Below are 12,352 nucleotides of genomic sequence, written 5' to 3'. Positions count from 1 at the left end.
CGTATTAGACCAAGAAATATCGAATCAAGCCTAAGAGGGCGAAGCAGAATAAAACTGTACCAGAACCAATACCTGTAATTGCACTATGGGCTATCTTAAGCTTTGGAGATATGATTAACGTACTGATGGAAACGGCAACCAACAACGCAGCAAGTACATATAAACTGGGATCATTGAAAACATGTTTCAAACTAATAAAATGAATACCAACAATAAAGGCAATCCAAGGGGAAACGTATTTGCTGCGTTTTGTTTTTATAAATACAAAAGCACCCGCACCAGCCAAAATAATCTCAGTGTATACCGAAATCAAATAGTTTTTGAAAGATAATTGATTAGACAAAGCGGAGGGTGCGTCCCAGTTCGTTATACTAAGGTAGACGCCTGCCAAGCATACTAGAAGTGCAATTCCAGAAGCTATGCCAATGTATTTGCGCCAACACGCTCTAGGATTTTCTTGTGCCCAGCCAAACCAACTGAAACTAAACAAACCAAATATTGCTGCATACATGGTGTAATCTCGAAGATAATCCATACAAACCCTCCTAATGGATAACTGTTTTATTTGGATTCCTTTTCCATTATACCATCAGAGCATTTTTTTAGATTAAAAGGTTTTCGGTTTTACGGCATTGAAAATAAGTAAAGTGCTGGGAATACACGGTAATTCATGATAGTATCTATAGTACACAAACCTAATTAAACTCAAATCAAATATATAGGAGGAATGTACATGTCTAATACCACAAATGAAACATCGGTTGAAGCTTTATTTAAGAACTTTGTCTCCAAAAATTTGCAGGTTGCCAATCGTATTGTGATGGCGCCAATGACAAGAGGATACTCCCCAAATGGAGTTCCAGGGGCTGATGTTGCGGCTTATTATCGTCGGCGGGCGGAGAATGGCGTTGGCCTTATCGTTACCGAAGGAACCGTAATCGATCATAAGGCTGCTGCTGCAAGTCCGAATTGGCCTCACTTTCATGGGGAGGCTGCGCTGAGCGGCTGGTCCAACGTGGTAAAAGAAGTACATGAAGCCGGCGGTAAAATTATTCCGCAGCTATGGCATGTTGGGTTAACGCGCAAAATTGGCGACCTCCCCAATAACGAAGCATTGCCAATTGGTCCTTCGGGACTCAATCTATCAGGTGAGAAAATAACGGAGCCTCTAACGGAGAAAGAGATTGGGGATGTTATCGCAGCTTACGCACAGTCAGCGGCAGATGCAGCACGAATCGGCTTTGATGGTATTGAGCTTCATGGCGCGCATGGTTATTTGATCGATCAGTTCTTCTGGGGCCAAACAAATAAACGGACTGATCGCTATGGTGGCGACCTTGCAGTGAGGACACGTTTCGCTGTTGAGATTGTTGAAGCATGCCGTCGTGCAGTCGGAAGAGATTTCCCAATCGTATTCCGATTCTCACAATGGAAGGCAGGTCATTATGATGCCAAATTGACGGAAACGCCTCAGCAGCTTTTGCAATTTTTGACGCCGCTTGCTGATGCGGGAGTGGATGTCTTTCATTGTTCAACACGGCGATATTGGGAGCCGGAGTTCGAGGATTCTCAACTAAATCTGGCAGGATGGACGAAGAAGCTGACAGGAAAACCAACGATAACTGTAGGCTCAGTTGGGCTGGATAATGAATTTAGAAGCAGCAGCGGGGACGCTGCGAAGCCGGCCATTTTGAACAGCTTAATTGAAAGACTAGAAAAGGAAGAGTTTGATCTGGTAGCCATAGGCCGTGCACTGCTTGCTGATCCAGAATGGGCAGCCAAAATACGCGACAATCGAACAGATGAGCTGCTGAGCTATGACGCAGGCGCTACAAAAACTTTATATTAATGTTGTACACGATAGAAGAGGAGCCTGCAATTAGGCTCCTCTTCTTCTTTATGAACTAACTGACAGAGTAACTCACTCATTTATTCGCTTGAGACAATCTCTCCTCCTCCAGATCACCCCATCGTGTTTTAGCCTGCCATTGGTTTCTTAGAAGAAATACGAATACTTGCAAATAAACTCATAAGTATTAACAAAAGATTAAATCCCATTGTTACAATCAATCCCGATTGCATCGTCATTCCGGCAGCCTGACTAACGACAAGGATAGCACCGCCTATACCGATGACCACACCCGGTGTGAAAGAATCTGCAAATTGCAAATTAGCGGACGTCTCGCCAGCTCCGTCTTCACTAGTATGGGCAAATGCAACCGCACCGCTCGTTGGATGGGATAATCCCATTCCAATTCCTGCAATGATTTGCCCCATTACGGCCAAGGCAACCGTTACGTTTGGAATCCAAACGACTAAAGCAAAACCTATTGTGAGCAGCAGCACTCCTAAAATAATTCTTCTGTTGCGCCCACGACCCTGGTCTTCTGTATCCCAGCGCCCTTGCAAATAAGCAAAGAGACACCAGCTAAGCGCCGCGCTGGCAACAATTAATCCGGCATGAGCGGGATTAATGCCTTTAATATCGATTAGAGCTAACACAAGAAAATTTTGTGTACTGACATATGCGGCGAAGAAAAGTCCACGTGTTGCTAGAATAGCTGGCATGCCTCTTCGGAAGAGTAGAGTGCCCGTAGGCAGCAGCTTGCGCAGTGGATATGACATGACGGCTAAGCCGGCAATACTTAATACAGCTCCTGTAATTTTGGGCAGCATGCCAAGTCCAACGAGGAAAATACCAGTACCTATTGTTAAAAATAAAGCCATCCACGTAGCGGCGGCACCATTACCCTCCCTTGTACCTTGAACCTTCAATTTTCTAAAAGCCGGCAAGCTAAGAATGGCTGACAAAACGATAATCGGCAATATGCCCCAGAATACAAAACGCCAAGACCACTGTTCTGCAATCAAACCGGCAACGAATGGACCGAGCATAGACGGAAGGACGTAGGCTGTACCGAATGCACCGAGTATTTTGGAACGCAATTCATCGGGATAGCTTAAGGAGATAGCGGTGTATACACAAGTCATCATCGCACCAGCACCAAGGCCTTGCAGCGCTCGCGCCGCAATCATAACGTACATATCGCTGGCAGCAGCCGCAGCAATCAGACCCGCAATAAACAAAACAAGTGCAATCGTAAACGGTCCTGCTGGCCCTTTTTTATCAATAATTCGACCGACAACCAGGGTGCCAACAATCTGAGCAAGCAGATAAGTGCTGAATATCCAGCCAAAGAGATGAATGCCATTCAAATCACCGGCAATGGAAGGAGCGATCGTGGTTACGGCTAAGCCTTCAAATCCTACTGCCATCACTGACAAAATAATTCCTATCGATAGTGCAAAGTAACGTGGACTGAAAATGCTTTGATGATTCGGCATTGCCTGTAACCTCCAACAAAATTTTTTATGTATACGCCATATCCGGATACTTAGTAAACATATTTCTTTATAAAGTTTAGGCTACAGTTCAGCTTTGACTTTGTCAACATTTTTATTTAAAATATAGAGAGTGATATAGAGTCAGTTGCCTCAAAAGGAGGTCCTTATAATGAGCGGAAGTCAAACGAACAAAGATTCCTCAACGAAGACGCGAAGAGGAATCGTTAATCTGCTGAAGCAGCAGGGTGGGATGGATGTTATGGCATTAGCCTCAGAGTTTCTATTGTCTGGAATGGCTATTCGCCAGCATTTAAATGCACTGAAAGAAGAAGGCTTAGTTACGTATGAAGAAGAAGCCCGTCCGATGGGACGACCGGCCAAGCTATGGAGATTAACGCCTGAAGCTGATCGATTTTTTCCGAGCGGGTATTCGGAATTGTCAGTTAGTCTGCTTCAATCTATGAGAGAGGCTTTCGGAATCGAGGGGCTGGATAAGCTGCTGGCAGTACGAAATAAAAAAATGCTGGAGCAATACCTTTTCCAACTTGGCGGGGAACCTCATCTAATTGGAAAATTGGAGAAACTGGCTGATATTCGCACAAAAGAAGGTTATATGGCTGATATCAAGGATCTAGGCGATGGAAGCCTTTTGTTTATAGAGAAGCATTGTCCAATCTGTGAAGCTGCTGCTGCTTGTGCCGGGTTATGTAAAAATGAGTTAAGCCTCTTTCAATCCGTGCTAGGCAGTGAAGTTCAGATCGAACGCGTAGAGCATATTTTGTCAGGCGGAAGAAACTGTGTTTATAAGGTTATGGAACAAAATAGTTAGCTATAAAGTACTTTGAATCCTGTATTATTAGTAGCACTTTAAATAAATTAGACATATTGAAGGCTGCCGAGAGTTTCTCGACAGCCTAATTACGCCAGAGGAAAATTTTTTTTTATTTAAAAAGTGATGGATTCACCATCAATAGGTACTAAAATATGTTTTGAAAGTTCCTTTTCATCAAGGAATGCTTGTAATTCTCTTCGAGTTAATAAGCAGTGATTGAGTGCTTCCATATGTGAAACGATAATGGTTGATTGCGGAGCTGCCATATAGGTTTGATAAATGTCTTCTTTTGTCATAATGATCGGATCGCCTTGAAGAAATTGTGCAGCCCCTCCATTTACAATGATGACTTCAGGATGATGCAGTCTGATGCTGTCCTCAACATCATTGCACCATATCGTATCTCCTGCAAGATAAAGTGTTTTTTCATCCGGATGGTTAAAGACAACACCAGAAACCTCGCCCATCATCTTTCCAATTTCGCCAATACCATGTTTTCCCTTTGTTCTAGTTAAGCTAATGCCTTCTATATACGAAATACGATCTATCGATTGTACATTTTGAAAACCTGCTTTTCGGATGACTGCGACATCATCTTCAGACTGTGCAATTATAGGAATAGTTTTCGGCAATGCTTCGATCGCCGCGGCGTCAAAATGATCAGGATGTAAATGAGTGACAATAACGACATCTACATCTACGATCTCTTCGATTGAAATGGGGAGATCTACTGTTTGGTTAAATGTATCCTGATTCAACGTATTTGGAAACGGAGGATTTGCCCCCTTTTTCGCCAAGAATGGATCAATCAAAAAGGTTTTATTTGCAATCCACTCCTTTATAAATATTTATACAAAAGGCACGGAACATAAGCCCTATTTGGCCTATATTGAGAAACAACAGCAGTACATCTTAAACAACTTCAAAATCAGTGGAGATGGTTGTTATCTTTTGGAGTGCAGATTTCCATCCAACCATGAGCTGGATCTATTTTTAACCGAATTAAATAATCATGTTAATTATAAGCTGTCTATTGTAATTAGTAAGTGAAAGGATTGAGCTGCTTTTTTTTACGTTTAGAATTATAAGATGAAAAGCTATGAAATACTCTGATCGTATCATAGCCTTAAGTTTATGACATAGCTCTAAAACAGACCCTAATTCAAATGGCGGTCAGTTAGAAAGTCCTTATTTTCTGCAATCGGCAGAGAAATAGGGGCTTTTTTTGGTGACTTGCTTTTAAGTGGGATGTTTCATTTCTGTGAATTTAAGGTCAGTGATAGAATTTTAGCGCTCGATAAAACGTAAGATTTAAACTGCGGATCATTTTTTGTTTAAATTCAGTTTACAAAGGTACGTTACCATCACGTTATCAACAGTTGTATAGGAGGAATTACAATGGTTCATGTAAATAAGAAGAAAATAGAGCCAAACCACGGTGATTGGGCTGTCGAAGCGAACGGACTCGTAAAAACCTTTGGTGAAAATCGGGCTGTGGATGGCGTGAATATGAATGTACGCGCTGGTTCAATTTACGGTGTGCTTGGTCCGAATGGAGCTGGCAAAACCACAACGATTAGTATGCTTGCAACCTTGCTTCGACCAGACGCAGGCTCGGCGCGCATCTTCGGGCACGATGTAGTAAAGGAATCGCAGATTGTTCGTCAATTAATTGGGGTAACCGGCCAGTACGCATCGGTTGATGAATCTCTAAGCGCTACAGAAAACCTGGTTATCTTCTCTAGGCTGCTAGGGCTCGGGCGTTCAGAAGCGAAGCGTAAAGCAGATGATTTGCTTGAGGAGTTTGGTTTGACGGAAGCAGCGAAGCGGCCGTTGAAAAACTTTTCTGGCGGCATGCGCCGCCGCTTGGATTTGGCAGCGAGTCTTATCGCACAGCCGCCGCTTATCTTCTTGGATGAGCCGACTACAGGGCTCGACCCGCGTACGCGTGCTCAAATGTGGGATACGATTCGCCGGCTAGTGAAGACGGGGTCGACCGTGCTGTTAACGACACAGTACCTCGATGAGGCGGATCAATTGGCTGATAGAATCGCAGTTATCGATCGCGGTCGGGTAGTGGCAGAGGGCACGGTGGATGAACTGAAAGCTTCAGTAGGTACCTCCTCATTGCAATTAAGAGTACAAAACCCGCTGGACATCGAAGCAGCTCGTCAAACGGTTGAACATGTGCTGAAAACACAATCAATTGTGTTATATGAAGCTGGAATGATTACGGCCCCTATGGCGGATGCCGATTTGGTCACAGATCTGCTTATCGCACTGCGTGAGAGAGGTATTCATTTGGCAGAAATGAGCGTACAAAAACCTACCCTTGATGAGGTGTTCCTCACAATCACAGGTCATGGTGTTAAAGAGGACGCTGCACTAGCGTCCGATGTATCCAATAAAGCGGAGGCGGTAAAAGTATGAAAAGCACTTCCATTCAATCAGGATTTGATCGTGAGCTGAAAAACCACACGAGCTTTGGTCAAACCATTCGTAATTCATTAACGATGGCTTATCGCGGCCTGCTTAAAATTCGTCGCACACCTGAGCAATTGTTTGATGTTACACTTCAGCCAATCATCTTTACTTTAATGTTTACCTATATTTTTGGCGGTGCCATCTCAGGTGACGTAATCAGTTATTTGCCCGTCATCATTCCCGGCATTCTCGTGCAGACTGTAATTACGACCTCAGTTGTTACTGGCGTTCAATTGCGTGAGGACATGGACAAAGGTGTATTTGATCGGTTCAAGTCATTGCCAATCTCACGAATTGCTCCGTTAGCTGGAGCTTTGCTTGCAGACACCATTAGGTACACTATTGCTACTGTACTCACTTTAACTATGGGATACATTATGGGCTATCGTCCTGATGGAGGCCTTGACCATGTGGCCATCGCTGCTCTACTTGTGATCTTCTGTTCTTGGTCAATCAGCTGGATCTTCGCTTTCTTCGGCGTCATTGCCCGTACTGCCTCAAGCGTACAAGGGATATCGATGATTGTGCTGTTTCCGCTGACGTTTCTTTCCAATGCCTTTGTGCCGGTTGATACAATGCCGAAATGGCTTCAATGGTTTGTCAACATCAATCCGGTCTCCCATCTTGTCAGTGCCGTCCGTGATTTGACCAACTCTGGAACGGTAGGCTGGGATTTGGCTATCTCTCTGATCGGAGCAATTGTGATCGTAGCGATCTTTGCACCGATTACGGTTCGCGCCTATATGCGCCGGACATAATGAACAGCGTGGAGTTTGATTGATGCAAGCGCCAAGCTCCACCAATCGCTCTAATTAAAACGGCAGAAATGCCGTTTTTTTGTTTTATTTTTTTATAGCGAGTTCTAGTAAAATTCGCAAATTTCCATAATATGCTATGATTATTGGTAGAAAAGTATAGATGATACCATGAATGAAGCAGCCATTTGGAAAGGAAAGATGACATCAATGAAGTATGGGAAATTAATCGGAGAAGGCAATACCGCATCGGTATATGAATGGGAAGAAGGGACAGTGCTTAAGCTTTTCGTGCACGGTTATCCAAAAAGTGATGTGGAAAGAGAGTTTAGAAACGCACAAGCCATTAATGATATGAACTTCGCAAAACCAAAGGCATATGAAATGATTAGTTGTGAAGAGCGAATGGGTATTATTTATGACAAAGCGGAGGGCGAATCACTGCTCGATTGGGTTTTGAAAACAGGTGATCTCCATGGATGCGCGGAGCATATGTCCAAGCTTCATAAGTCGATTTTACAGAACAGAGTTAGCACTAGCAATGTGCCGGATTACAAATCATTTTTAAAATACAATATAATAAATGCGTCATCGGCTAATGCAATGGAACAAGAAGGCGTATTGCAAAAATGGAGTGAATTGAAGGATGGAGACACACTTTGTCATGGTGATTTTCATCCAGGCAATATACTATTATTCAATGGTCAGACAAAAGTTATCGATTTCATGAATGTGTGTCACGGACATTTTTTATATGATGTTGCAAGAACTGTATTTTTGGTAGAGTATACACCCGTGCCTGAAGGTACAGAGGATATAGAGGTGGTCAGGGGATTAAAGAGAACATTGGCAGATTTGTATCTTGTCCAAATGGATGTTACCCGAGAAGTGATACAAGACTATTTATCGGTAATCATTGCGGCTAGAGTCGGAGAATGTCCTGACGAACCCCGCTGGAGAACAACAGTAAATAGCGGCTAAAGCGGAGAAAGAAAAAGACAGCCTCCAGTTGAATGGAATGCTGTCTTTTTTTTGCAGCTATGCACTAGTGATTGAAGGCTTGCTCTTTTTGCTTGTTCAAGGCGATGAAAGCAGTAAATAACAGAAGGATGATTCCAGTAAAGATGAACCCTTCGATAATGTTGAAAGGAAGCCATCCCAGAACGGATGAGCCTGCAACCACACCAAGAGAGAAGAAGGCGTAGAAATATCCATAAGCTTTCCCGCGAAGCTCTGCTGGCGTAGCTCTAATGAGCATCGTATTGATGGATGGGAACAAGAAAGCAAAGCCGATACCATATAGTCCTAAAACAAAATAAAGTCCTAATGTCGTTGACGATTGGCTAATAAGCAGCTGACTTAATCCCATTAAACCCATGCCTAATGCCATCGTTCGTGATGGGGAAACGCGATCGAATATACGGTTTGTAGGAAGTACAAACATGAGAACAGCGATGATCCCAAAAGTGCTCATTAGCGTACCGCTTAGTTTCGAATCATATCCAAGCGTTTGAACATGCAGCGGCAACAAATAAGCGATTACGCCTTGAGAGAACATTAAGAAAAAGGCACCGCCATAAGCTTTTACAACACCTGCATTAAAGAATGAGCCTGCTGCTTGTTCGATCGTTTTTTCTTTTTCTTTCTTCAATGGTTTGTACTTGCTTAGAAAAATTGCAGACAAAATGGCGAGTGCAAATCCTAATACAGCTACACAAGTAAAAACGAAGGGTACGGAAGTTTTGCTTGCCATAATTCCGCTGAAAGCAGGTCCAATAATGGCGGCTAATCCAACAAATGTACCCGTGAAGGCAACTTTTTTCCCTTGCTCATTATTTATCGTAGTATTTGCAGAGAAAGTAAACGCAGCTGGAACAATTAATCCGGCCACAAAACCATGAATGATTCGTACGATTATTAATACGACTGGAGAGTCAACGAATTGATATAGCAGCAATGCGCTGCTTGTCAGAAGCAAACCGATCATTAGTATTTTGAACGGCCCTACCTTATCCGTCATAATACCTGACAATATGTTGCCAAACGTATTGGTTAATGAATAAAGCCCAACAACAATGCCTACAATAAACGAGCTTGCACCAACGGAAGCGGCAAAAGTACTCATAACCGGCAGCTGTGCAAATAAATCAATAAAAGAGAAAAAAACGATACTGTACACTAATATGGCATAGTTGAATGGTTTTACGCTATATTTGGCTTGTGCCTTCTTCAGCTTCCAATCGAGCAAAAAGTTGCCTAATGGCACAAAAGCCGCAATTACTGCTGCTGCAGGCCAAAGCAAACTCCACTTCACTCGAATAGCTGCGTAAAGTATCGCTACAGCATATAAACTGAAAATCCCTCCGTGAATACTTCCCATAAGGGTCACGGCTTGCTCTATTCCCCATATATATTTCAAGGGCATAGCGATACATAATAATAAAAGTAATGAAATGCCATCTAGAAAACCTGTGATTCGTAAAATGTGAATTGGATGTCCTCGCACTTTTCATGCTCCTAATATAGATTGAATTGATCTCTCTATTCTAACATTTAATTAGGCGATAAAAATAGAACGAGGCAGATGGAAAGTGAAGGTTCAGCAACAAATATGAGATCAACGATATATTTCTGGAAGTTGTCGTCAGAAATGGTGAATTCGAGCATCAATCCGTAGCGCGATGGCTAGCTTAATACTGGAATTTCAGCGAGATTGTAATATATCTTTTTCCCCTTGGCTACAGCTGTGCTTACCATTTCATCGGCTCCCTTGGACGGTCCTCCTATTCGTAGAACGGCGTCGCAATGGGATAACAAACGAGTGGAGGAGGGGTGGAATATCCGTTCGAAAATCGCATCTCCGATGCGTTGTGATCCACTGGTTTCGATGAGAGGGAGGGCGTACCATTCCCCAAGGACAGGCATATGTCCCATCTGATAAACGCTTAGAGCTGATTCATTCATCAGCTGCATATTAGCCTTGATCAGCACCGGATCATCACCAGTATTGGAGCGGTAAGGACCTGCTATTAATATATGTTGTGGCTTGCTGATAGGCTGATGCAGCCCATGCAATTGAGCATATTGGAGAAGCATAATTGTTTTTGCATCTCGTATTTCACCATTTTCGACCATGCTCAGCGCCTGCTCAAAAGATAACTCCAGCACCTCGATTTCTTCCTGTTCTTGTTCTACGCCACCACCTTGACCTGTATGCATATGCGAGGTATATTCAGCTACAAAAAAATATAAAATTTCAGTGACGGACCCAGGGGACATATAAGCTTCCCCAATCTTTTGCACATTCGTTACTTTATATCCGGTTTCCTCTTCTGTTTCACGGCGAATACAATCCTCAGGTGAATCATTATCCAGTAATCCTGCGCAAGCCTCAATAAGTATCCCTGTCTCATTTCCATTAACATAAGTCGGCATTCGAAATTGACGAGTCAAAATTACGGTTTGTTTCTCCCGGTTATAAAGTAAAATTGCAGCGCCGTTGCCGCGATCATACGCCTCCCGAGAATGCGTTTCCCAGCTGCCGTCACGTTTTTGGTAATTGAATATTATTTTTTTTAGAAGATACCAGTTGTCAGATAAAATCTCTTCTTTCACGATTTGAATATTAGGTGTCATAAGTATCTCTCCTAATTCTCTATTGTTTTTTGCCATAAAAGAACCCGGAATCTTTCGTAATATAGAGGCTCCCTTTTTCTGTGATTTTAGCCTGTAAATAAGTTTTGAATTGGTCGAGCTTCTCACCAACAAGAATCTTTCTCGCGTTCATCGGCGTTGATGTAATGTACTGAACAAGAGGCAGCTCATGATCAATCAGCATATAATCCTCAAACCGGATCTGTTTAATCTCCATAAAAAAGTTATGCAGCATCTCACTCCCATTATCCAAATGGAATCGTTCCATCACAGGGTCCAACACCTGAATATTCGGATCAAAAGCTTTAGTTAACTGTTCTATTTCTTGCAAATGGCTCTTGCTCATCGTTGAGGCGTACACGTGTCCGCCAGGCTTTAGAATTCGGTGCATTTCTGATACAGCTTGGTTAATATCGAGCACATGATAGAGCATGTGATTGGCAATTACGATATCGAATTCATTATCGTGAAATGGAATAGCCTGGGCGTCGGCAAGCAGAAATTTAAACCTCCCGCTATGTCCACCTAAAAGAACCTTAGCCTCATCAAGCATACCTTGCGATAGATCCGTAAGCGTAACACTCCAGGTTTCGGGAATAAGGTTTGCATTTCTACTCCATAAGGCAGCGTCTCCGCATCCAAGTTCCAGCACTTTTAGATCGGGAAGAGAGCCAAGATGCTCAAAGAACCACCGATGCCATCCGATTTTGTTCCAACTAAACTGGTCATAAAGCCGGATTCGCGTCTGCAGGCGAACGGCATTATAGTATTGCTCACACCATTCTTTTTCCTTATGTATTGACTGGATAATGCTAGCCAAACCTTCCCAATTCAATTCCTCACCTTGATCATCAATCATAGCCATGGCTTCATCAATGGTTTTGGATACGTCCAGCATATGAGCGATTTTGTGTTGGATGATATCCTTTTGCGTTTTCAACGAGCTTCGCAGCTCTCGTTCGGCCTGCGTTTCATTAAACATAATTTGACTAATTTCAGATAGCGATAATCCGATGAACTTAAGCATCTGAATTTTTTGCAGCCGTGTCATATCATCTTTACTGTATAGACGGGTTGATGAATTGTTTTGTTTGGCAGGCTTTAACAATCCGATTTTGTCATAATAGCGGAGTGTTCTTATCGTTATTCCTGTTCGCTGTGCGAGCTGACCCGTTGTTAGGAATGGGCTTTCCAGTCTCCTCAAGCACTCGACCTCCCTCATCATTTCAAGTATATTTGGTGACGTTACGTCACCTTCAAGCTTTATTTTTTTGATTTTTTT

General features: G+C 42.9%; 11 protein-coding genes and 1 pseudogene. 6 read left to right on the top strand and 6 right to left on the bottom strand.

Annotated features, from left to right (window positions below):
* Positions 1-4 precede the first annotated feature (4 nt).
* Positions 5-535, bottom strand: a complete 531-nt coding sequence (locus MHH56_RS22555; protein ID WP_339203927.1) for a hypothetical protein — start codon at positions 533-535, stop codon at positions 5-7.
* Positions 536-733: 198 nt separating this feature from the next.
* On the opposite strand from MHH56_RS22555, the gene MHH56_RS22550 reads away from it, so the two are divergent.
* Positions 734-1,849, top strand: coding sequence for an NADH:flavin oxidoreductase (locus MHH56_RS22550; protein WP_339203926.1), 1,116 nt, complete (start codon positions 734-736; stop codon positions 1,847-1,849).
* Between the two features lie 128 nt (positions 1,850-1,977).
* On the opposite strand, the gene MHH56_RS22545 is transcribed toward MHH56_RS22550, so the two are convergent.
* Positions 1,978-3,345, bottom strand: coding sequence for an MFS transporter (locus tag MHH56_RS22545; RefSeq protein WP_339203925.1), 1,368 nt, complete (start codon positions 3,343-3,345; stop codon positions 1,978-1,980).
* A 169-nt stretch (positions 3,346-3,514) separates the two neighbouring features.
* Here MHH56_RS22545 and MHH56_RS22540 point away from each other — a divergent pair, with 169 nt between their 5' ends.
* Positions 3,515-4,174 (top strand): metalloregulator ArsR/SmtB family transcription factor, encoded by a 660-nt coding sequence (locus MHH56_RS22540; protein WP_339203924.1) that lies wholly within the window; start codon positions 3,515-3,517, stop codon positions 4,172-4,174.
* A 116-nt stretch (positions 4,175-4,290) separates the two neighbouring features.
* Here MHH56_RS22540 and MHH56_RS22535 read toward each other — a convergent pair whose 3' ends face one another.
* Entirely contained in the window at positions 4,291-4,989 is a 699-nt protein-coding gene (locus MHH56_RS22535; protein ID WP_339203923.1) for an MBL fold metallo-hydrolase, read from the bottom strand.
* 10 nt (positions 4,990-4,999) lie between these two features.
* Here MHH56_RS22535 and MHH56_RS22530 point away from each other — a divergent pair.
* The 4 genes and pseudogenes from MHH56_RS22530 to MHH56_RS22515 all read left to right on the top strand — a co-directional run.
* Positions 5,000-5,227 (top strand): annotated as a pseudogene (locus tag MHH56_RS22530) (Lrp/AsnC ligand binding domain-containing protein); the annotation flags it as partial.
* Between the two features lie 348 nt (positions 5,228-5,575).
* Entirely contained in the window at positions 5,576-6,607 is a 1,032-nt protein-coding gene (locus MHH56_RS22525; protein WP_339203921.1) for an ATP-binding cassette domain-containing protein, read from the top strand.
* A complete protein-coding gene (locus tag MHH56_RS22520) occupies positions 6,604-7,419 on the top strand; it encodes an ABC transporter permease (protein WP_076270511.1) in 816 nt (271 codons plus the stop codon). Before MHH56_RS22525 ends, MHH56_RS22520 begins: the two co-directional genes overlap by 4 nt.
* Positions 7,420-7,626: 207 nt before the next feature.
* Positions 7,627-8,397, top strand: a complete 771-nt coding sequence (locus tag MHH56_RS22515) for an aminoglycoside phosphotransferase family protein (protein ID WP_339203920.1) — start codon at positions 7,627-7,629, stop codon at positions 8,395-8,397.
* 64 nt (positions 8,398-8,461) lie between these two features.
* Here the strand turns inward: MHH56_RS22515 and MHH56_RS22510 are convergent, their stop codons facing one another.
* From MHH56_RS22510 to MHH56_RS22500, 3 genes are all read right to left on the bottom strand, one after another.
* Positions 8,462-9,922 (bottom strand): MFS transporter, encoded by a 1,461-nt coding sequence (locus MHH56_RS22510; RefSeq protein ID WP_339203918.1) that lies wholly within the window; start codon positions 9,920-9,922, stop codon positions 8,462-8,464.
* Between the two features lie 179 nt (positions 9,923-10,101).
* Complete coding sequence (nudK, locus tag MHH56_RS22505; protein ID WP_339203916.1) at positions 10,102-11,052, bottom strand: GDP-mannose pyrophosphatase NudK; 951 nt, start codon at positions 11,050-11,052, stop codon at positions 10,102-10,104.
* Between the two features lie 19 nt (positions 11,053-11,071).
* Positions 11,072-12,274, bottom strand: coding sequence for a methyltransferase domain-containing protein (locus MHH56_RS22500; RefSeq protein ID WP_339203915.1), 1,203 nt, complete (start codon positions 12,272-12,274; stop codon positions 11,072-11,074).
* Positions 12,275-12,352: the final 78 nt, after the last annotated feature.

This window comes from Paenibacillus sp. FSL K6-3182 (assembly GCF_037976325.1).
Classification (GTDB): Bacteria; Bacillota; Bacilli; order Paenibacillales; family Paenibacillaceae; genus Pristimantibacillus.
This window is presented reverse-complemented; position numbering and strand designations above follow the sequence as displayed.

Bases quoted from the DNA above. Each gene is read 5' to 3' on its own strand.
- MHH56_RS22555 (WP_339203927.1), bottom strand. From the start codon at position 535: ATGGATTATCTTCGAGATTACACCATGTATGCAGCAATATTTGGTTTG.
- MHH56_RS22550 (WP_339203926.1), top strand. From the start codon at position 734: ATGTCTAATACCACAAATGAAACATCGGTTGAAGCTTTATTTAAGAAC.
- MHH56_RS22545 (WP_339203925.1), bottom strand. From the start codon at position 3,345: ATGCCGAATCATCAAAGCATTTTCAGTCCACGTTACTTTGCACTATCG.
- MHH56_RS22540 (WP_339203924.1), top strand. From the start codon at position 3,515: ATGAGCGGAAGTCAAACGAACAAAGATTCCTCAACGAAGACGCGAAGA.
- MHH56_RS22525 (WP_339203921.1), top strand. From the start codon at position 5,576: ATGGTTCATGTAAATAAGAAGAAAATAGAGCCAAACCACGGTGATTGG.
- MHH56_RS22520 (WP_076270511.1), top strand. From the start codon at position 6,604: ATGAAAAGCACTTCCATTCAATCAGGATTTGATCGTGAGCTGAAAAAC.
- MHH56_RS22515 (WP_339203920.1), top strand. From the start codon at position 7,627: ATGAAGTATGGGAAATTAATCGGAGAAGGCAATACCGCATCGGTATAT.
- nudK (WP_339203916.1), bottom strand. From the start codon at position 11,052: ATGACACCTAATATTCAAATCGTGAAAGAAGAGATTTTATCTGACAAC.